General features: G+C 56.4%; 21 protein-coding genes. 12 read left to right on the top strand and 9 right to left on the bottom strand.

Going from position 1 to position 19271, the window contains the following annotated elements; all coding sequences use genetic code 11:
• Positions 1–29: 29 nt before the first annotated feature.
• The 3 genes from EJ361_RS00765 to EJ361_RS00755 all read right to left on the bottom strand — a co-directional run bounded on the left by EJ361_RS00765 (position 30) and on the right by EJ361_RS00755 (position 3480).
• Complete coding sequence (locus tag EJ361_RS00765) at positions 30–299, bottom strand: hypothetical protein (protein WP_126243436.1); 270 nt, start codon at positions 297–299, stop codon at positions 30–32.
• Between the two features lie 300 nt (positions 300–599).
• Entirely contained in the window at positions 600–2234 is a 1635-nt protein-coding gene (locus tag EJ361_RS00760; protein ID WP_126243435.1) for a hypothetical protein, read from the bottom strand.
• Between the two features lie 187 nt (positions 2235–2421).
• Positions 2422–3480, bottom strand: coding sequence for an NAD(P)H-dependent flavin oxidoreductase (locus EJ361_RS00755; protein ID WP_126243434.1), 1059 nt, complete (start codon positions 3478–3480; stop codon positions 2422–2424).
• Between the two features lie 122 nt (positions 3481–3602).
• Between EJ361_RS00755 and EJ361_RS00750 the strand changes: the two genes are divergently transcribed.
• Positions 3603–4337, top strand: coding sequence for a class I SAM-dependent methyltransferase (locus tag EJ361_RS00750; RefSeq protein ID WP_126243433.1), 735 nt, complete (start codon positions 3603–3605; stop codon positions 4335–4337).
• A 161-nt stretch (positions 4338–4498) separates the two neighbouring features.
• Positions 4499–4690, top strand: a complete 192-nt coding sequence (locus tag EJ361_RS00745) for a hypothetical protein (RefSeq protein ID WP_126243432.1) — start codon at positions 4499–4501, stop codon at positions 4688–4690.
• 3 nt (positions 4691–4693) lie between these two features.
• Here EJ361_RS00745 and EJ361_RS00740 read toward each other — a convergent pair whose 3' ends face one another.
• Positions 4694–5092, bottom strand: a complete 399-nt coding sequence (locus EJ361_RS00740) for an acyl-CoA thioesterase (RefSeq protein WP_126243431.1) — start codon at positions 5090–5092, stop codon at positions 4694–4696.
• A gap of 271 nt (positions 5093–5363) precedes the next feature.
• On the opposite strand from EJ361_RS00740, the gene EJ361_RS00735 reads away from it, so the two are divergent.
• The 5 genes from EJ361_RS00735 to EJ361_RS00715 are packed head-to-tail and all read left to right on the top strand — an operon-like array spanning position 5364 to position 7788.
• Complete coding sequence (locus EJ361_RS00735) at positions 5364–5900, top strand: class I SAM-dependent methyltransferase (RefSeq protein ID WP_126243430.1); 537 nt, start codon at positions 5364–5366, stop codon at positions 5898–5900.
• A complete protein-coding gene (locus EJ361_RS00730) occupies positions 5887–6456 on the top strand; it encodes a TVP38/TMEM64 family protein (RefSeq protein ID WP_126243429.1) in 570 nt (189 codons plus the stop codon). The genes EJ361_RS00735 and EJ361_RS00730 overlap by 14 nt, the downstream gene beginning before the upstream one ends.
• Positions 6457–6467: 11 nt before the next feature.
• Positions 6468–7082, top strand: a complete 615-nt coding sequence (locus EJ361_RS00725) for a DUF2975 domain-containing protein (protein ID WP_126243428.1) — start codon at positions 6468–6470, stop codon at positions 7080–7082.
• Positions 7082–7294, top strand: a complete 213-nt coding sequence (locus tag EJ361_RS00720; RefSeq protein WP_126243427.1) for a helix-turn-helix domain-containing protein — start codon at positions 7082–7084, stop codon at positions 7292–7294. Before EJ361_RS00725 ends, EJ361_RS00720 begins: the two co-directional genes overlap by 1 nt.
• 56 nt (positions 7295–7350) lie before the next feature.
• Positions 7351–7788, top strand: a complete 438-nt coding sequence (locus EJ361_RS00715; protein WP_126243426.1) for a DUF2147 domain-containing protein — start codon at positions 7351–7353, stop codon at positions 7786–7788.
• 215 nt (positions 7789–8003) lie between these two features.
• Here EJ361_RS00715 and EJ361_RS00710 read toward each other — a convergent pair whose 3' ends face one another.
• The gene (locus EJ361_RS00710; RefSeq protein ID WP_126243425.1) at positions 8004–8450 is read right to left on the bottom strand and encodes a hypothetical protein; all 447 of its coding nucleotides are present in this window, start codon (positions 8448–8450) and stop codon (positions 8004–8006) included.
• 202 nt (positions 8451–8652) lie between these two features.
• Here EJ361_RS00710 and EJ361_RS00705 point away from each other — a divergent pair, with 202 nt between their 5' ends.
• Genes EJ361_RS00705 through EJ361_RS00685 form a run of 5 tightly spaced genes read left to right on the top strand, consistent with a single transcriptional unit; the run spans position 8653 to position 12857 of the window.
• A complete protein-coding gene (locus tag EJ361_RS00705) occupies positions 8653–9249 on the top strand; it encodes an SRPBCC family protein (protein WP_126243424.1) in 597 nt (198 codons plus the stop codon).
• Positions 9246–10034: an SDR family NAD(P)-dependent oxidoreductase gene (locus tag EJ361_RS00700; RefSeq protein ID WP_126243423.1), complete on the top strand. Its 789-nt coding sequence runs from the start codon at positions 9246–9248 to the stop codon at positions 10032–10034. The genes EJ361_RS00705 and EJ361_RS00700 overlap by 4 nt, the downstream gene beginning before the upstream one ends.
• A complete protein-coding gene (locus tag EJ361_RS00695) occupies positions 10031–11017 on the top strand; it encodes an NAD-dependent epimerase/dehydratase family protein (protein WP_126243422.1) in 987 nt (328 codons plus the stop codon). Before EJ361_RS00700 ends, EJ361_RS00695 begins: the two co-directional genes overlap by 4 nt.
• A gap of 14 nt (positions 11018–11031) precedes the next feature.
• Entirely contained in the window at positions 11032–12093 is a 1062-nt protein-coding gene (locus EJ361_RS00690) for a sensor histidine kinase (RefSeq protein WP_126243421.1), read from the top strand.
• Positions 12090–12857 carry a LytR/AlgR family response regulator transcription factor gene (locus EJ361_RS00685; RefSeq protein WP_126243420.1) on the top strand — a complete coding sequence of 256 codons (768 nt, stop codon included), beginning with the start codon at positions 12090–12092 and terminating at the stop codon, positions 12855–12857. The genes EJ361_RS00690 and EJ361_RS00685 overlap by 4 nt, the downstream gene beginning before the upstream one ends.
• Here EJ361_RS00685 and EJ361_RS00680 read toward each other — a convergent pair.
• The 4 genes from EJ361_RS00680 to EJ361_RS00665 form a co-directional block, all read right to left on the bottom strand.
• On the bottom strand, positions 12854–13312 hold the full coding sequence (locus EJ361_RS00680; RefSeq protein ID WP_126243419.1) for a YciI family protein: 459 nt from the start codon (positions 13310–13312) through the stop codon (positions 12854–12856). The genes EJ361_RS00685 and EJ361_RS00680 overlap by 4 nt on opposite strands.
• Before the next feature lie 414 nt (positions 13313–13726).
• Positions 13727–14857, bottom strand: coding sequence for a Gfo/Idh/MocA family protein (locus EJ361_RS00675; RefSeq protein ID WP_126243418.1), 1131 nt, complete (start codon positions 14855–14857; stop codon positions 13727–13729).
• Between the two features lie 3 nt (positions 14858–14860).
• The gene (locus tag EJ361_RS00670) at positions 14861–15718 is read right to left on the bottom strand and encodes a sugar phosphate isomerase/epimerase family protein (RefSeq protein WP_205686899.1); all 858 of its coding nucleotides are present in this window, start codon (positions 15716–15718) and stop codon (positions 14861–14863) included.
• A 102-nt stretch (positions 15719–15820) separates the two neighbouring features.
• A complete protein-coding gene (locus EJ361_RS00665; RefSeq protein ID WP_126243417.1) occupies positions 15821–19255 on the bottom strand; it encodes a PVC-type heme-binding CxxCH protein in 3435 nt (1144 codons plus the stop codon).
• Between the last annotated feature and the right edge of the window lie 16 nt (positions 19256–19271).

Below are 19271 nucleotides of genomic sequence, written 5' to 3'. Positions count from 1 at the left end.
GATCGTCCCGGCCCGTTCAATTTTATCGGCTAATTCAGTTGTGACTGCTGCAATCGCTGTGTGGCGACAATGATGCGCATCATCCGGTATTCCGGTATTTCCAGCAGTTCCGACAACTGTTTCACGTCTTCGACAGAAACACTGCCGATGTCCGTAAACCATTCGCGCAGCTGCGATTCCGAAATATGGGTGTCGCGGCTGAGCTCATGCAGCGGAACTGCAAGGTATAACTCCTGATACGTCGTGATTTTGTTTTCCCAGATTAGGTTGCGGATAATGGTATACTGCTCGTGTATCATAAGGTTCAGCGTTGTGTTGTTCGTTAAATAACAAATAGTAGGCCTGAATGTTGGGGTGAATATTTAAGTATTTGAAAATTAACCGGTTAACTTTTTCACAATAGACATTTTGACAGCGCCCCAGGTGGGAAATTTCGTCCACACTGTAGCTATTGAAATAAAAATAGATAATCTTTTTTGCAAAACATAGGCCTTGTTTTCCGAGGTGCGGAAATAGTTTCCCACAAATAAAAAAAGACCGGCGAAACGTGCGTCCGCCGGTCTTCCTGGTTGTTTCTCATCCCTCAAATCCTTACCGGATCAAGGTTCCATCCAAACGAGATGTACCTGTTTGGCCTGGTGGATATCGAGGCGAAGGGTCACAAAAATATTCTGGTCTTCGTTGAAGTCCGAAATGGGCGTCAGTGCCAGGCGATGGTCTTTTCGGCCGGTGCTTTCACCAAAAAGGAACGTCCGGACAGGGATCATTTCTTTTTCCAGAGGGAAGTAGAACGCATCGCAGGCTTTGAGACCTTTTACCTGTTGGGGGTCCTTCCCTTTCTCGATGCGTTTGTCATTCTCCTCCACGTCGTTGTACAGCACGAATTCCTTGCCTTTTGAGCGCAGCAGCGTAAAGGTTTTGTACTGGTCGCCGTCGTTCAGCATCACGGCGCGGCCTTCGCGCTGGCGGTGATAGAAGGTGGGCGGGTGGGCAGACCACATATGATGGTCCTTGGGCAGATACCAATTATTGGCCAGCTTGCGATCGGCCGTGAAGTGCATCAGGCCGAGGTGTTCTACGATGGTGAAGGTCCTGCTACTGGACCTGGAGACGCCGAAGGAAGCACCCGTTCCGCCCACGCCGGGCATGCTGGTGGAAGTATGTGTAACCTGGCGGATTTCCTCCAGGGCAATGGTGTAGCTGCCGTCTTTATAAACGAACATATTCACAGGCGTGCCGGTGAATTTCTCCCTTCGTCCGAAAACGGCCGTGGCCTTGTTCTGGATGGCGATGGGATAGATTTCGTCGTGTACCTTGGCGGTCAGATTGGCGGGGTCCATATGGAAGAGCCAGAGCTCGCCGCGGCCGTCGCTGTTTTTATAGGGCGCGAATGCGAGGAGCATGATCTTGTTGGTAGTGGCGTTGTAGCGCAGCATGCCTTTCTTGAGGTCCTGATCGTGAGTGAACTTCAGCTCCGTCAATTTCATATCAGCATCTCCCGCCTTCAGTTCAGCCATGATTACCGTGTTCTCCTTTCCGCCGCTGGCGCGGGTATTGCGCGCATAACCCAGGCAATAGACCGTATTGCCTACGAAGGTCATGTCCATATAATTGATATACTTGTACTTTTCTTTCGGTGATTTATAGAATGCACGGGCCAGCTCTTTATGATCGCCGTCGTATATCACCAATTCCAGGCGTTTGCTACGGTCGCTTTCGAAGCTGTTGAACAGGGCTACGGCGTACTGATCGCTGTTCGGGTCTTTTTCCGAGTAGAAATCCGGCATCGCAACACCTCCGAAAGCCATGGCATAACCATGCCCCATGTTCATCTTCTTCAGTTCACCGATGGTTTCCTCATTAACAATACTGCCGTTCACACCATTTACCACGAGCCGGTGCAGCACGGGCGCTTTGTCCTGAACTTCGCGGACGAGGAACACCACGTTCCCTTTGATCTCGAACATGGCTTCCACATTACCGGCTTTCAGCCTGCCGAATTTGGGCCGGATGTTTTTGGCGACCTTCTGTTTATGTTTTTCGTCGTAAATCTTGATGTCGATCCCTTTTTTGAGATCGATGACGGCCAGCACGGTGTAGCCATTCTTCATCTGGATAATGCGGGCGAATCCGTCTTCCGGCTCCTGGAACGATTTACTGGTGGCTATTTCCCGGAATTGCGGGTAAGCTGCCAATTGCACCAGCAAAAGCAGGCTGGTTAAGATACATTTCATATGTAAGGGATTATTTGTTGAACATTCATTTGGGCCAAACGTTCCGCAAAGATAATCAGCAACTTCCAATCTGAAAGAAACTTTCGTGTGAGGCGCCGCCGCGGGCATTTCGCGGAATGACCGGCCGCCGCCGCGCAACCTCGGGGGCCCATCCCCTGATACGGCAAACCAAACTTATCGAGTTAATCTACCGCCAAAGGGAAGTCAGCTCCTCCATCAGGTCAGGGGCTTTACGGTGATGGAGGTTTCCGGCATTTTGTCCTGCCCAAACGGCGGAGTATTCCAGTTGACCGGATTCGAGTGCCGTTTGGCGAACGGGCGCCATCAATTGGGATTGTAAGGGAAAAGGCGCCAGCTCGTGTTCCATGCCGGCAAAGCGCGCAGGCAGTTGTGTGCGCACCGCGCGGGCCAGGCGCCCCGTGTACGCGCGCGTCAACTCCGTATACTGTGCGGCCGGTGAAAACAACCTGTCGCGATACGCGGCCGAAGCTCCGGATTCTTCACAGGCCAGGAAAGCCGTCCCCACCTGAACGGCCGCCGCTCCCAGCCGCAGGGCCGCTTCCACGCCCGCCGCGTCTGCGATGCCGCCCGCCGCCACAATGGGTTTGCGCACCTTCCAGCGCAACTTTTGGACAAGTGCGAACGTTCCATGCAGCGAATCCTCCGCTTTTTCCAGGAAACTGGGCCGGTGCCCGCCCGCCTCGAAGCCCGCCGCCACGATCACATCCACACCCGCCGCTTCCAGCGCCAGGGCTTCATCGAGCGTAGTGGCCGCACCGGCCGTTACGATCCCCTGCCGGCGGCATTCCCGCAAAATAGCTTCGTCCGGTATGCCGAAAACGAAACTGAAAACCGCAGGTTTTACGGCCAGCATGGCCTCCGCCTGGAGTGCGAATTTACTTTCGATGGTAATTTTTGGGGAAGGAACGGGAATTCCCAGTTCATCGAACACGGGGCGGAACAAAGATTTCACCATATCGAACGCCGCTTCCGTATAGTTCTCCAGTGCGGGATCGATGTCGGACACCCAGAGGTTGAGGTTCCAGGGCCCGGCGGTCAGTTGCCCCACCCGTGCACCCAATTCGCGGATCTCTGCCGGTTGCAGGGTATAAGCCCCGTACCCGCCAAGCCCGCCTGCGTTCGTTACGGCGGCCACCAACGCAGGCGTGGATAGTCCCGCGCCCATGGGGCCCTGGAATACGGGGTACCTGATCCCCAACATATCGGTAATGGTATTTGGTCGCATAGAAACCGTTTAGCCCGCCAAGTTAGGCCCCTTTCCCCAACTTGCATGTGACGGAAATCACGAATTCGCCCACGCGAAGTTTCGTTGCGGCGGATTGCGTACTTTTGTACAAATCTCGCCCCATGAAAGATGTTTTTTCAGAACAGTCCGGGGATTATGTCAAATTCCGGCCCCATTACCCCGACGAACTCTTTCAATTCCTCCTGTCCATCGTACCCGGAACGGAAAGTGCCTGGGATTGCGGTACGGGTAACGGACAGGTCGCGGAAAAACTCGCGGCCGATTTCCGCCATGTAGCGGCGACAGACATCAGTCGCCAGCAGCTCGACAAGGCCCGGCCACACCCCAACATCCGCTATACGTTGCAGCCAGCCGAAAGAACGGATTTCCCGGACGGCTCGTTCGACCTGGTGACCGTGGCGCAAGCCATCCACTGGTTCGATTTCGAAGCGTTTTACCGCGAAGTGAACCGCACGCTGAAACCCGGCGGCATCCTGGCCGTGATGGGGTATGGATTGCTGCATATCACGCCGGAGATCGATGCGGTGATCCGCAGGTTGTATGTGGATGTGTTGGGCCAATACTGGGACCGCGAGCGGAAATACGTCGATGAAAACTACATGACCATCCCATTCCCCTATCCTGCCTTCCCGACGCCATATTTCGCACATACGGAAACCTGGAGCTGGGGGCACCTGGCCGGATATCTCTCCACCTGGTCTGCCGTACAACATTACATGAAAGCAGAACAGCACGATCCCGTGGCACTCATTTCCACCGATCTGAAAGCCGCATGGGGCGAGCCCGCCGAGCGGGAAGTGCATTTCCCCATCCTGCTGCGCATCGGGAAAGTTTGATCCCGGAAAGCGTTGCGTATCCTGAACGGCACTGACACTGCAACCTACCCCCATGCGCCAACGATTTTTATTTTATCCATTCGTCGAGCGGCGGCACCTGTTTATATGACAAGCGGCCGGATAGTGCGGGCTTACCTTTGCGACGTCGTTACATTTTCCCGATGCGCGCGCTCCTTCCCGCCAACGCTTATTCCGCGCTCGTTCAGCAGCAGGAATGGGAAGACGGACCGTTCGAAAACCGGAAGTATGATGCGAACGAAAACATCGAAACACGACAGGCGCCAGCCGTGCCAGTTCCGCCATCGAGCGGGATTTTCTGCATAACGGGGATTTGTTGTGCCTGGAACGTTTGACGATCAGAGCGGTTCTTCGCGCAGGCGCTCATCGGTGTAGGTGATTTCCGTACGGCCGTGGGGTTTGGGAACACCGTTTTCGTCTACGCTGACGAACACGATCTTATCGATAGTGAGGATGGATTTATGGGTGATTTTGTTGCGGACTTCACAGGTGAGCGTGATGGACGTTCGCCCGAAATGCGTGGCTTTGATACCGAGTTCCACGATATCTCCCTGGCGGGCGGAGTTGATGAAATTGATTTCGGACATGTATTTGGTGACGCACCGGTTGGTGCCGAGTTGGATGATGGCATAGATGGCGGCTTCTTCATCGATCCATCGGAGGAGGCTGCCGCCGAAGAGGGTGCCGTGGGCGTTGAGGTCTTCCGGTTTCACCCATTTCCTGGTATAAAAATTCATGTACGCTCCGGTTTTGGCGCGAAATTAGTTAAAATCGTGCGGATTCCTGCCGCTTCACCTATTCCCTTCTTCAGTTAGGCATCCCAATGTACAGCGGCTTCTGCATTTATAATGTGCCTCGTTATCCTGTACGGACCATTCCGGCCCGGGGTTCGTCCCTTTGTCCCAGATTTATGCATTTCATCACACATTTTACGTTTTACGTAAATTTATTTTTGTTTAATGAAAATACAGCTTTACCTTCATGTTATAATCAAACCTCTACCTCGTTATGTATACCTTCCTCAAAGCGGCATGGCGGAATTTACGGCAAACGGGTTCCGTCGTGGAGAGCTCGCCGGCGCTGACGGCGCGGATGACCGACATCATCCAGTTCCAGAAACCCTTATCCATTGTGGAATTGGGAGCAGGCACGGGCGTCATGACCAGGCATTTGCTTGGCCGCATGAGCCCCGCTTCCACCCTTGCTTCCTTTGAAATAAACCCGGAATTGTACCGCATCCTGTCGGCCGTCAAAGACCGGCGCGCATCTCACCACAATGCCGACGTACTGCGCCTTCCGGCGTATATCCCCGATGATTCGGCCGACTACATCCTCAGCGGCATCCCGCTCGCCAACCTCGACGCCGGCACCAAATCCCAACTGCTCGAGCGTTGCCACAAGGCGCTCAAGCCCGGGGGGTTCTTCATCCAGTTCCAGTATTCCCTGAAAGATATTACCGCCATCCGCCAGCGGTTTCCCGCGGTTTGCTACGGTTTCACACTGCTTAACATCCCACCCGCATTCATTTACTATGCCCAGAAATGACACTTCCGCAACCGGCCGCATGCTCCGGATCATCAAGGTATCGGTACTGCTGGCCGCTATTGCGCTGTATGTGGTATTTGCGCAACGCTTCTCTACCGAAGACCTCACGGCATTCGTGGGGCGCTATCCCGGATGGACGGTCGCCGTGTTCTTCGCCATTTGCGTGGCGCGCGGCGTGGCCCTCATTCCCGGAACGCCGTTCCTGGCAGCGGGCATCCTCCTGTTCCGCAACGAGCCCTGGCTACTGCTGGGCGTGTTCCTGGCGTCTATCGCCGTGGTGTCGTGGATGTTATACCACCTCTCGGGCTGGCTGGGCCTGGCGGCGTGGTTCGAAAAGCATTATCCCGAAAAAACGGAGCGCATGCGGCTGCGGCTGCAGGGGCCGTACGGCCAGTGGTTCGTAGCCTTATGGGCCTTTGCGCCGGTTGCCCCTACCGACCTGGTTTGCTATGTGGCCGGTACGTTGAAAATCCCCCTGCGGAAATTCCTCCCTGCCCTGCTGGCCGGTGAGGCGGTGATCTGCACTTTGTATATCTTTATCTTACGTAACATCTGATTCCATCCTGTATGCGCTACACACCTCCTGTATCCCGCAACCGTTTCTTCCACGCCATGCGCTGGATCGTGAACATTTGCTGGTACCTCAATTTCGTTTTGGCCGCCATCGGGCTTTGCTACCTGGCGGCGTCTATGTTTGGCGGAACGAAATTCAATTTCAGCGCCATCGTGCGCTTGAACACCCCGCTTTCCGTAATCGGGGTGCCCGGCGGCGAAATGGAAACGCAGGACGTGCAACTGAAGATGTTCCTTCCGGTCAATAATCTTTACCGGGTTTATTCCTTCGTGTTTTTCTTCCTGTTTGAATTCCTCGTCATTGCCGCCATTTACAACCTTCGCCTTGTTTTCCGTTCGCTGAACCGGCAAAGCCCCTTCACCGGCGAATCCATCCGCCGGCTCCGGTATATCGCACTTTTCATCGGCCTGCTGGCACCATATAACTTCCTGCTGAGCGTTGCCCAGGCGGAGGTCGCAAACGCCTACATCCCCGCGGCGGAGCGCAACTTCCACATGAATTGGAATTTTGGTTTACCTTACATCGCTGTTGCGGCGATCATCTACATCATGGTAGATATTTTCCGTTACGGAATGCAACTGCAACAGGAAAACGAAGCTTTTGTATAATGGCGATCATTGTTAATCTGGACGTGGAAATGGCGAAAAACAAGATCTCGTTGAAAGATCTTGCGGCGCGGATCGATATTTCCGTCACCAACCTCAGCTTGCTCAAAACCGGCAAGGTGAAAGGCATCCGCTTCGAAACCCTCGAAGCCCTTTGCCGCGAGTTGAACTGTAAACCGGGAGATATTCTCGATTATTCGGCCGGCGAAGAATAACCGCGCTTGTCATAAAACAGCAAAGGCCGCCTCATCGGGCATCAAAACCATGCATCATGAAAGCAATATTTGCCGCGATCATCTTCACTTTCACCATACACTCCGCCGCAAAAGCCCAGGCAGATGCGGCCAATGGCGTGTGGCTCAACGAAGAGAAAGACGCGAAAGTCCAGATATATAAAAACGGCGGCAAATACTTCGGCAAACTCATCTGGATGGCCCACCCGCTGGAGGCCGACGGCAAAACACCGCGCCGCGATGCCAAGAACACCAATTCGTCCCTCCGCGGCCGACCGCTGCAGGGCCTGGTGATCCTCACCGGTTTCGAATATGACGCAGACGACCAGGAATGGGAAGACGGAAAGATCTACGACCCCAAAAGCGGCAAAACCTACAGCAGCAAAATGAAAATCAAAGGCAATACGCTGGATATCCGCGGATACGTCGGCGCCCCGCTCTTCGGCCGCACCACCGTCTGGACGCGCGCCGAATAAAAAATCCGCAGCAGTACTGCGGATTTTCCATTTCAACACAAGCATACTTAGCGGTAATACGCTGCCATCTGCGGCGGGCTCGCCGGTTGCGGCACCACGTTCTGCGCCGGCTTCACGGATTGCAGGTACGTGAAGACCGCTTTCAGGCCATCATTTGCCAGGCCGGGCATTTGCGGCCTGGGCGGCGGCGGGTCCGCATACGCGCCTCCAACGGATCAATCGCTGTTCTTGTCGATGCTGAATCCGTTGTTTTCTTCGTCTTCCGAGCCGATGTCCTCCGCTTCGTCGTCGTCTTCACTGCCGGGAACGTCGAGTGCATCGTCTTCATTGAGCGGGTCGCCGTCGTCGTCCGTATCGTCGGGGAGGGCCTCGTGCAGGTGTCGTTCGTCTTCATAATCCGGGTCCGAGCTGGCGGCATCATCCAGGAGGCGGCGTTCCTGGTCGGTAACGTTATCGTCACCATCCAGGTCCAGATCGTCATCCGTTTCTTCTTCCTCGTCGGCGGGAGACGTGGCAGTGTCGGCCGAATCCCCTGTTGGGAGCACGTGGATATGTTCCTGCCCGGGAATATATTTTACTTCCGGGAGTTCCATACTGGTTTCTTCGGACGGCGGCAGCTGATCGTCCAGGTTTCTATCGGGGATGCCGGGTTGCTTTTTCATGGTGTTCGTTTCAGAAAATGCCGAAATAACCATGCCACGGAAGAACAGCCGTAAGATGCGGCGGGTTATGTAGCGGGTTTGCCACGATCGGTTCCCCGCTTTGCCGGAATTCCACAACTCAACCCCTTCATCCGGCGATTCGTGGATAAATCGGCGGCGCGCCGGGCCCGTGGGGCGACTTTTGCCGTAAATCATTCCGATCATGAAACTGACCAGCTTCATCCTCATGATACAACTGCTGACCACCACGGCGCTCCACGCGGCCGAATTCAGGCTGGTGAAGCAATCCGGCGACGTTTTCCTGTACGAGCGCTGGATAGGCGAAGGCGATGCTGCCGTTCGCGAGCTGAAGGCCGTATTTCTCGTGAAGGCGAGCGCGCCTTCGATCATCAGTCTCCTGCGCGATCCACAGCGCGGCCCCGGCTGGAACCCTTCCGCCCGGGAGTACAAGGTGCTGCCTGCGCCCGAGCCCGGCAAATGGATCAATTACATCCGCTATGCCATTCCCTGGCCGTTCGAAGACCAGGACTGCTGCCTTTCCTTCCATGTAGAAAGCGCGCTGGAGGTCCGCTTCGAAAGCACCCAGCACCCGGCGTTCCCGCCTGAAGAAGGCCGAACCCGGCTCACCGGCGTGCGCGGGAGATGGCTGCTGGAGCCGCGGAATTCGGGGTTCGTGCAGGTGCAATATTTCATTACCACCAACCGCAACCGGAAACTGCCGCGCTGGGCGTCTGACCCCATCGTGCACAACAATCTCGTCAAAACCATGACACAATTCAAACACCTCGCAGAACAATGACCTACACTTTGATTACCGGCGCCAGCGCCGGATTGGGAAAGGCTTTCGCCATACAATGCGCGCGGATGGGCATGAACCTCGTGCTCATCGCGCTACCCGGCGGCCAGGCGCATTCGCTGGCGCGCCATATCATGGAAGAATACCCGGTAGACGTGCGCGCTTTCGAATTCGACCTCACGGATGTGGACCAATTGCAATATCACCTGCCTGCCATCGTAGATGCCTGCCCGGTCGATTTCCTCATCAACAACGCCGGTGTCGGCGGAACGGCTCCCATGGCGGAAACGCCGTTGGAGAACATCGACCGGATCATCCAGCTGAACGTGCGGGGAACGGCGCTGCTCACGCGGATCATGATCCCGCACCTGCTGGAACACACACGTAGCTATATCCTGAACATCTCCAGCATGGCGGCTTTCACGCCGATCGCGTACAAAACGGTGTACCCGGCATCGAAAGCCTTTATTACCTCCTTTTCGCTCGGGCTGCGGGAAGAGTTTGCGGGAACGGGGCTTTCGGTGAGCGTGGCCTGCCCCGGCCCGATCCTCACCAATTCCGGGACGGCGCGGCGGATCATCGGTCAGGGGCTGAAAGCCAGGCTGGGCCTGCTGCCTACGCACGAGATCGCGAAAGTGGCGATAAGGCTCACGCTTGCGGGGCAACCGGTCATCATCCCCGGCGTCGCGAACAGGATCAGTCATTTCCTCATGCAGCTGATGCCCGGCAACCTGCGCCTGCGGATCATTTCAAGGGAAGTAAAAAAAGAAATGCAATTCAGCATATGAGCAAAATCCTCATCACCGGCGCCACCGGGCTCCTGGGCGCCAACCTCACCCGCGAGCTGTACCGGCTGGGGCACGACATCCGCCTGCTGGTACGCCCCTCCGCCAACCTGCGCACCCTGGCCGACATCCCCGCAGAATTGTTCCACGGCGACGTAGGCGACCCGCAGGCCGTTCAGCTGGCCGTTGCGGGATGCGAATTCGTCGTCCACGCCGCCAGTATTACCGACCAATGGGGCATTTCCTTCGAAGATTACGAACGCGTCAATTTCACCGGCACCGTACACATTGCAGAAGCCTGCCGCCGACACGGCGTGAAAAAACTTGTATACGTGAGCACGGCCAACACCCTCGGCCACGGCACCAAAAACGAACCGGGGAACGAACTGGCGGGGTTCTCGCTGTTCTCCGCCGGCTCGGGGTACATCAACAGCAAATACCTCGCGCAGCAATATGTGCTGGAACAGGTCGAAAAGCATGGATTGCCCGCCGTGGTCGTGAACCCGACGTTCATCATCGGCCCGCACGACGTACGCCCCAGCAGCGGCAAATTATTGCTGCACGGCGTGCGGTCGCGCTTCGTATGGTGCCCGCCGGGCGGGAAGAATTTCGTGCATGTGGGCGACGTGTGCCGCGGCATCGCCCTGGCGATCGAGAAAGGTAAATCGGGCGATTGTTACCTGCTGGCCGGCGAGAATCACAGCTACCGTGAGTTTTTCCGCATCGTGAGCCGCACCATCGGCCGGAAGCGGCTGCTGTTCACGATCCCCGCATGGGTGTTAAAGGCGGGCGGACTGGCGGGCTCGCTGGCCGGGCAATTCACCGGCCGCCGGCCGAAGCTCAATTATACGACAGCGAGGCTCCTTTGCCTGGGGAACTATTACTCCGGCCGCAAGTCTGAACGCGACCTCGGCATGCGGTACCTTTCCACCGAAACGGCCGTGGCCGACGCCTGCGCCTGGTTGAAGGAAAATGACTATTTTTAACCTGACGGCAACACATGGAAGTAAATTCGTTCGACAAATATTTTTCCAGCAGATACACCCGCCTGTTCGTACGGGTCGTGATCCTGTACCTCATCTCCACCATCTTCAAATCTTTCGACCAATCCTTCATCGCCGACCTCAGCGTTTTCAACCTCCGCGGCCACATGTTCAGCATCGTATACGTGTTATATGGGCTGCTGGCATGGGAAGGCGCTATCATGGTGGCGAAATGGGCCGCACCGCGGTTCACCCAGAAGAAGTTTTTCCTCCTCGCCGGATACCTGCTCACATACGGCGTGGTGGCGTCGTATATTTTCGGGTTGACGTATGCCGTGTTCGACATCGTTTTCTTCCACCGCTATGAAGCCTGGGAAAGCGTCAGCCATTTCAGCTGGGACCTCATTTTCGGCACCTGGATCTTTTACCTGCTCCTGCTCACCGTTAACGGGATCATGTATTATTACAAAGCCTGGAAAGAAAACCAGTTGCAGACCGAGCGCCTCATGCGCGAGAACATCCAGGCGAAATACGATGCACTTCGCAACCAGATCGATCCGCATTTCTTTTTCAATTCGCTCAGCGTACTGACGAACCTGGTATATAAAAGTCCTGATTTGGCGGCCGATTACATCACCCAGCTGGCAAAAACCTACCGTTACATCCTCGACAAAAAATTCGAGAACCTCGTGCCCATCCGCACCGAACTGGATTTCCTGGAGTCCTATCTTTTCCTCATCCGAATCCGCCACCAGAACAGCATCCGGTTTCATGCGGAAATAGACGATTCCGTGAAACTGAAAGGCCTCATCCCGCCGGCTACGCTGCAATTGCTCGTGGAGAACGCCATCAAGCACAACCGTTTTTCCGCGAACGATCCGTTGCTGATCGAAGTGAAAAGCAAGGGCGATTCGCTGGTGATCACCAACCAGCTGCGGGCGAGGTTGCATCCCGAAACGCCCTCCGGCATCGGGCTGGAAAATATTCATAAACGATACGAACTGGCCATTGGAAAAGGGATCGAAGTGATCCCTTCACCGGATACGTTCACCGTCAAAATACCGGTCATTCTCTCATGAAAGTAACCATATTCGAAGACGAGATCCATAATGCGGAAAGGCTCACGCAACTGTTGCGCCAATGCCGCGCCGATATAGAGATCGTGGGCGTGATCGCCTCCGTGGCCGAAGGCCTCCAGTGGATGAAGGAAGAACACCCCGCGGATCTGATGTTCATGGACATACAGCTGTCTGACGGCAACTGTTTCGAAATGTTCAACCAGGCCCAGGTAGTGACGCCCATCATCTTCACCACCGCGTACGACGGCTTTGCGCTCCAGGCGTTCAAGGTGAACAGTATCGATTACCTCATGAAGCCGATCGACCAGAAGGAATTGCAGCAGGCGCTGGACAAATTCGAGCAGTTCAGGCCCGCGCAGCCTTACCGGTTAGACATTGCAGGCATTGCCGAAGAATTCCTCCGCCGCGATCATGCCCGGTTCATCGGCCGGCTCAATAACCAGCTGATTTATGTGAAGGCGAAAGATATCGCCTGGTTGCAGTTTACCAAGGGCGTAACCTGGGCCGTTACGTTCGAAGGCCAGCGCCTCCCGCTCGATTATTCGCTCGACCAGATGGAGAAACTTCTCGACCGGCACCAGTTTTTCCGGATCAACCGGCAATACATCGTGCAGATCGACGGGATCAAAAAGATCATGACCTACTACAATAGCCGCTTCATTCTGCAACTGGAGCCGGCTGCGGCCGAAGACGTGATCATCAGCCGCGAGCGGGTGAACGATTTCAAGAATTGGCTGGAAGGGCGCCTGCCTTCCGGCGTTTAGAAGTTTTTTTCCTGGATTTTATCGTGATACGGCAGGTACATCGGTAATGCCGCCGAACCGTACCAGCGGAGGCAATCCGCCGCCAGGAGCCCTCCCGCCACGGCTGGATCGGTTTGTAGGAGCGCCTCCGCTTCCTCAACTGTAGGAACATTGAGGATGAAGATTCCCCGCCAATTGCGGTCGTTTTTCGCGAGCGGCCCGGCCACGGCCAGTTTCCCGCTTTTGGCCAGGCGGCCGATATTTTCCATATGCCCGCGGAAAAGGGCCGCTACCGTGTCTTTGTTATCGGCGGGCCGGGGGCCGGTCTTCAATATTACCAGAACATAATATTTCATGCCGTAGGCATCGGCGCCGAGGGAATCGGCCAGGGGCTTATTGTAGCCGGGGTTGGCCGTTTGCGCGTGGAGGGAAATGGCAGACAGGGCCATTAACGCAGTGATAACGAGCAGCTTCATACAGGTTGTTTCCGCGAATGTAGGGAATTCCGCACCACCAGGGATTATTAAAAAATCACCGGCCAGCGCCCGGAAGCCGAGCTGGCGGAAGTAGCCGCCTGAAAGCCGGCAACGACCGGGCAGAGCGGCGTGGTAAGTGATTGCTGATTTAAGCGGAAACCCAGCAACTTGAAACGGGGCACACCCCTGCCCCATTGCTCATTTGTACAAGTTTGAAAGCTGGCTATAAAAACCGCCACCATAACGCGTGGTCCGCCATACCTGCGATTCACCGCGGCTGGCACCGCCGATGATCTGGTAATCGGTACTGAAAAATATTGAACACAAGTCACCTTGAAATCTGACAGGCTGCTACAAAAGAAAACCGGCGAGCTTTCGCCCGACCGGTCCCTTTACCAATTCAACGTTAATGAACTATTTTGATAAGGTAAATGCAGGTAGTTGGATCAGTGCACCGCCCTGTTTGGCGGACTCATGCGCCAGGATGCCCACACAAGTGATATTGGCCGATTGCACCGCGTTGGGATAAGGCTGCGCCCCGGTTTTGAGGGCATGCAGGAACGCGTGCACCAGGTGCGGATGCGAACCGCCGTGGCCACCACCCTGTATAAACGACAGGTGCTGGTGATCGTCCGCATCATAAACGCCTTGTCGTGTAAATGCTTGTATCTCCGCGGGCAGCAGGTGGGCGAAATCAGGGCACTCCGTTTCCTCCGGGATTTCCGGCTCGGGGCGTTTGGCGGTATGCACTACCAGGGGCTCCCCTTCGATCAGCGGCCATTCCACCGACTTTTTCGACCCGTATACTTCGAAGCTCTCGCGGTACTGGCGCGCCACATCGAACAGCGAACGGTAAATATGCGCGCCGACATCGCTGTCCCGGAATTTGATATGGGTCGTCTCCACCGCATACGGCGATCCGTAAAAACCATGCATCTCCTCCCGGATGGTACCGGAGCCGAAGCAGGACACATATTCCGCTTCGCTGCGCATCAATCCCAACACCGGCCCTACGCAATGGGTGGCATAATACATCGGCGGCAGGCCCGGCCAGTAGCCCGGCCATCCGTCCATATCCTGCTGGTGGCTGGCTTTCAGGAACTGTACTTTCCCCAGTTCGCCCTTATCGTATAACGCCTTCATGAATAGGAACTCCCGCGCATACACGACGGTTTCCATCATCATATAAGTCAGGTTCTTTTCACGGCTCAGCGCCACGATCTCTTCGCACTCTTCCACCGAGGTGGCCATCGGCACCGTGCAGGCAACGTGCTTGCCGGCGCGGAGGGCTTTGATGGACTGCTGGCCATGGTCGGGGATGGGCGTATTGATGTGGACCGCGTCGAGATTCGGGTCGAGCAGCATTTCGTCGAAATCGGTATACCGGTTTTCGATATGAAAGGCGTCACCGATCTCGTCCAGCTTGGCGCGGGTGCGCTGGCATATGGCCGCCAGTTTCGCGTCCGGATGTTTCAGATAGATGGGAATGAACTCGGCGCCGAACCCCAGTCCGGCGATGGCTACGTTGATAGGTCGGTTATACATGGCTCAGTGTTTGAAAAGTTGTTGTAAAAAGCGGATGCCTTCCCCGGCGAAGGTATCCTGGTCGGGCGCGCGTTGTTTCCAGATACAAACGGCACCGGCCAGTTCCTGCACATCGGGCGTAAAGCTTTCGATGGAAACCACGCCGTGGTAACCGATCTCCTGCAACGCATCGCGGAGCGAATGCCAGGGCGTTTGTCCCGTTCCGGGAATGCCGCGGTGGTTTTCCGATACCTGGACGTGCGTGAGCCAGGTTCCCGCCGTACGAACGGCTTCGCCCGGGTCTGCTTCTTCGATCGACATATGAAAGCTATCCAATCCCACGCCCGCCGACGGATGTTGCAGTTCTTCCACCATACGGCGCGCGTCTGCGGCGGTGTTTACGAGGTCGGACTCGAAACGGTTCAGCGGTTCGATGGCGAGGCGGACACCTTCCTGCCCCGCGATATTGCACACCTCCCGCAGGCCTTTCACCGCAAGGCCCCACTCCGCTTTTCGCTGCGCTTCCGGCAACTGGCGGGCTTTCCCAACGGCGGAATACATCGGGCCGGCAAAAACCGGTGCGTCCCATTCCATGCAAAGTTCCAGGCATTGCCGCATATAGGCGATGCTGGCTGCGCGAACGGAGGCATCTGCATGCGTGAGGTCTCTCGACGGGCCAAAGGCACCGCAAACAATGGCTGCAAGGCCGGTTTCTTCCAGTGCGCGGCGCACGGCCTGCGCATCTATCTGTTCCGGGTATTCCACCGGAATTTCCACCGCTCCGAAACCCATGTCACGAATCTTGAACAAAAGCGGTATGGATCGGGTGTTGAACGGAGACGTCCAGAGCCAGGTGCTTGCGCCCAGTGTAATGTTTTGCATGATCATCTGTTTTGTCCGGGTGCGCCCGGCGGATGCAGGAGCGGTCTCATTGCCGCTCCCGCCCTTCCGGGAACCTGTAAACGTGGAATATCAAAATGTGGATTAACGTACTACTTTCATGATACCGTTCATGATCGACCAATGGCCGGGGAATGTGCATACGAACGGATAATCGCCCGGTTCGCCGGGCACCTTGAAGCGGAGCACTACCGTTTCCTGCGGGTTGACGAGCCGCGTGGAAAACAGTACTTCCGGCATCTCGGGCACATAATTCATTTCCGCGCCATGCGGATCTGCCGCCAGTTTGTTGGCCGCCTGGCCCACCGTCTGCAACGATCCCGGGGTAACGATCACGAGATTATGCTGCATAAAATCCGGGTTCTCCAGCACTACGTCCACCACCGTTCCGGCTTTCACCGTAAACGACGCCTGATCGTATTTCATCTCGTTCTGGATCACTTTCAGCGTCACCGTCTGGTCTGCCTTTCCGGCGGGCGCACCGGCTACGGGCGCATCCTGCCGGTTGCGGTAGGTGGACACGAACGTTTCGGCCAGGCCGCGGTCGGCGAACAGTTTGATGCCTTCGCCGTTGAACACTTTCTCTACATCATACTTCCACTCGCCCGCCAGCGGCATTTTCTTCCCGCCCGCTTCGAGGTACATACCATCTGGTTTGCCGTAGATGCCGCCACCACCGCCGGTATCGGTCATTTTTACGGTAATGACGTTGCGCCCTGGTTTGAGCACGCCGGCGGGGATCCTGTACTTCCGTGGTTCGGCCCATTTCTTTTCCGTTTTGCCGACGGGTTTCCCGTTCACGAAAGTTTCATCGGAATCGTCGATAGGCCCGAGGGAAAGCGTCGCGGCATTCCCTGCAGCAGCCGCCGGAACGTCCACCACCGTGCGGAACCAGACGACGCCGTCGATTGAGAGGCCGGCATTTTCGATGTATTGCGGAAGCCGCATGGTTTTCCATTTCGTGTCGTCGATATCGGCGACGGAGCGGCTCACCGTTTCCGCCGTTTTTTCACCGAACCCGGGGTGCTCCGCCATAAACGCGGCGATAAACCCTTTGCGGTGGTGCGCCGCTGCGGCATACAATCCCTTGGCCAGCCACTCGTCTCCGCGGACCGCGGGCTCCTTGCTGATGCCGTACAACGCTCGCCCCAATGTATCCGAGGCCGGAATCCCCGCCAGCGCCACGAATGCGGCCAGCCGGGTGTTCGCATCCCTGTCGTGCAGCGCGCCGGAAGCCAGTACCTGCTTGTCGGTCCACCGATGGCGGGCCATGATCTGGATAGCTGCTTTGCGCACCGACGCATCTTCGTGCCGCAGGGCTTTTTCAACCGTTGCGCGGTGTTGCCCTGCGGCGTTAAGCCCGTCGATGGCCCAGAGGGCGTGCAGTGCCGCGGGGGCTTTTCCCGCGGCCAGTGCTGCAAGTTTCGGTAAAGCGGCCGGGTCTTTCTTTTCCACGATGAGCCGTTGGGCGGTCATTCGCCAGAAGAGGTTGTCATGGCCAAGGGCATCGAGGTTCGATGCGGTGTTCCCGAGTTGTATTTTGGTTGATGGTTGGACATTTTTATGTACCACGCGCCAGATGCGGCCGTGGCTTTTGTCGCGCAGGGGGTTTTCGTACGCATTCCCCTTTCCGTTAACGGCCGCATATCCGCCGCGTTCCGCCGTGGGCGTGGGGTTGTGCTGCACGATGAAGTTATACCAGTCCAGCACCCACACGACGCCGTCGGGACCGGTTTTCGCTTCCACCGGGCTCACCCATTCATCCGCGGCGGCGAACAGGTTCCAGCCGTCTTTTTCCTTGAAGCCGGCACCGTCTTTTTCGATGCGCGCCACGTGCACGAGGTGCCCCGTCGGCTCGCAAACGAACGCTACGGACTGATACGCCGCCGGATATTGCGAAGCGGTGTAAAACGAATGTCCCGAAGCGGCGGTGAATCCGCCGAAAACGTCTACCTGCCGCACATGCGCCGTAACGGGATGCATGGCATAGTGCCCGTCGATTTTCATGCTTCCGGCGATGTTGGCGCCTTCCACGCCGTTGAGCGCCGCGTTCGGAATACCGACGAAAACGCTATGGGTATTATTGGCGGTGGATGCGAAAATATCGTTGGCCGCGTTAAAACCGAAACCCCAGGTATTGTTGCTCGTCGGTGTTACGAATTCGAAAGAAGACATATTGGGTTCAAAGCGGTATACCCCTTGCGAAAATTCGCGGTACTGCCCGCCGGCATTGCCTTTGAAGCCGGAATAGCCCACCGTTCCCCAGATATGGTTATCCATACCGTATTGCAGGTTCGAGGGGCCGGCGTGCGTATCGAAAGTGCCCCATCCACTGATCAATATCTTTCTGACATCGGCTTTATCGTCCCCATCGGTATCCTGCAGAAATAGGAAATGCGGGGCCTGGGAAACGATAATGCCTCCATTTGCGAAAACGAGGCTGGTGGGGATGTTGAGTTTATCGGCGAAAACGGTGAACTTATCCGCCCGGCCGTCGCCGTCCGTATCTTCGCATATCTTGATCCGGTCGTCGCCTTTGCCTTCCGAGTCGCGGACGGTGTTGGGATAATCCACTGTTTCGATTACCCAAAGCCTTCCTTTTTCATCCCATGCCATGGCGATGGGATTGATGATATCGGGTTCGGAAGCGAACAGTTGCAGTTCGAATCCCGGCGGCACCTGTATGAGTTTCGCGGAGGAATCCGGGCTCAGCGGCAGCTGGAACCGCGGTGCCGGATCGCGCTTTTCGTAGTTGGGAATATTGGCTTCGTCCCGGTACTGCAACGTGGGCATCGTGGCGCGGTAAGCTTCCCAGTTTTCGCGGGCATTGTCTCCGGCGGCCCACAGGATGCCGTTTTTCAGTAATTGCAGGAACCCGGGGGCCGACCAGGTGCGCTCATCGTGCCCGTAAGCCGTGTAGAACACGCGGCCGCTTCCGTATTCCTTCACCCAGGTCCATGGCTCGTTCCGGCCGTTTTCGGGGCGCTCCTGCAGCACCGTCCTGTCGTCGGAAAGATGATCGTGGACGTAGGTTTCGTCCCACGTCGTGAAGGGTTGCAGGCCTTTCATGACGGGGTGCGTGGTATCGAGTGTGGTGACGTTGAACGTGGCCGTGTCGTGGGATTTGAATTGCCCGCCTACCATTTTCACGAATTCTTCCGAATTGCGGAAGCAATAGCTGGCGCAGTGAACGGGAACGAAACCCTTGCCGCCGCGAACGAAGCCGAGCAGCGCGGCCTCCTGGGCCGGGGTGATGGAATCGTGGTTGGCATATAACATCAATACATCGAAATTCCGGAGGGTTTCTTCGTTCAGGACATCCGGATTATCCGCATAGGTGAACTGAATGCCTTCCGTAGCCAATGCGGAGGCCAGGACGGGCATGTACCGTTCCGAATGGTGATGGGTGGACGGATGACCGAGAAATAGCACCTGCAAAGGCCCTTGCGGCGCTTTCGAGCAGGCCGTCAGGAACAGGGCGGTCAGTATCAGGCTGAAGACGTGGAATCGAAGTTTCATTGGCTGTCGTAATTAC

It is taken from the genome of Chitinophaga rhizosphaerae, from assembly GCF_003958645.1.
GTDB lineage: Bacteria > Bacteroidota > Bacteroidia > Chitinophagales > Chitinophagaceae > Chitinophaga > Chitinophaga rhizosphaerae.
Note: the sequence above shows the minus strand (reverse complement) of the source record. Positions and strands in the feature narration are given on the sequence as shown.

Coding starts and splice junctions, on each gene's coding strand:
- EJ361_RS00755 (WP_126243434.1), bottom strand. CDS start 3,480: ATGCGACCAAATACCATTACCGATATGTTGGGGATCAGGTACCCCGTA.
- EJ361_RS00735 (WP_126243430.1), top strand. CDS start 5,364: ATGTATACCTTCCTCAAAGCGGCATGGCGGAATTTACGGCAAACGGGT.
- EJ361_RS00695 (WP_126243422.1), top strand. CDS start 10,031: ATGAGCAAAATCCTCATCACCGGCGCCACCGGGCTCCTGGGCGCCAAC.
- EJ361_RS00670 (WP_205686899.1), bottom strand. CDS start 15,718: ATGCAAAACATTACACTGGGCGCAAGCACCTGGCTCTGGACGTCTCCG.
- EJ361_RS00765 (WP_126243436.1), bottom strand. CDS start 299: ATGATACACGAGCAGTATACCATTATCCGCAACCTAATCTGGGAAAAC.
- EJ361_RS00665 (WP_126243417.1), bottom strand. CDS start 19,255: ATGAAACTTCGATTCCACGTCTTCAGCCTGATACTGACCGCCCTGTTC.
- EJ361_RS00725 (WP_126243428.1), top strand. CDS start 6,468: ATGCGCTACACACCTCCTGTATCCCGCAACCGTTTCTTCCACGCCATG.
- EJ361_RS00730 (WP_126243429.1), top strand. CDS start 5,887: ATGCCCAGAAATGACACTTCCGCAACCGGCCGCATGCTCCGGATCATC.
- EJ361_RS00750 (WP_126243433.1), top strand. CDS start 3,603: ATGAAAGATGTTTTTTCAGAACAGTCCGGGGATTATGTCAAATTCCGG.
- EJ361_RS00715 (WP_126243426.1), top strand. CDS start 7,351: ATGAAAGCAATATTTGCCGCGATCATCTTCACTTTCACCATACACTCC.
- EJ361_RS00745 (WP_126243432.1), top strand. CDS start 4,499: ATGCGCGCGCTCCTTCCCGCCAACGCTTATTCCGCGCTCGTTCAGCAG.
- EJ361_RS00685 (WP_126243420.1), top strand. CDS start 12,090: ATGAAAGTAACCATATTCGAAGACGAGATCCATAATGCGGAAAGGCTC.
- EJ361_RS00675 (WP_126243418.1), bottom strand. CDS start 14,857: ATGTATAACCGACCTATCAACGTAGCCATCGCCGGACTGGGGTTCGGC.
- EJ361_RS00760 (WP_126243435.1), bottom strand. CDS start 2,234: ATGAAATGTATCTTAACCAGCCTGCTTTTGCTGGTGCAATTGGCAGCT.
- EJ361_RS00680 (WP_126243419.1), bottom strand. CDS start 13,312: ATGAAGCTGCTCGTTATCACTGCGTTAATGGCCCTGTCTGCCATTTCC.
- EJ361_RS00720 (WP_126243427.1), top strand. CDS start 7,082: ATGGCGATCATTGTTAATCTGGACGTGGAAATGGCGAAAAACAAGATC.
- EJ361_RS00690 (WP_126243421.1), top strand. CDS start 11,032: ATGGAAGTAAATTCGTTCGACAAATATTTTTCCAGCAGATACACCCGC.
- EJ361_RS00710 (WP_126243425.1), bottom strand. CDS start 8,450: ATGAAAAAGCAACCCGGCATCCCCGATAGAAACCTGGACGATCAGCTG.
- EJ361_RS00700 (WP_126243423.1), top strand. CDS start 9,246: ATGACCTACACTTTGATTACCGGCGCCAGCGCCGGATTGGGAAAGGCT.
- EJ361_RS00740 (WP_126243431.1), bottom strand. CDS start 5,092: ATGAATTTTTATACCAGGAAATGGGTGAAACCGGAAGACCTCAACGCC.
- EJ361_RS00705 (WP_126243424.1), top strand. CDS start 8,653: ATGAAACTGACCAGCTTCATCCTCATGATACAACTGCTGACCACCACG.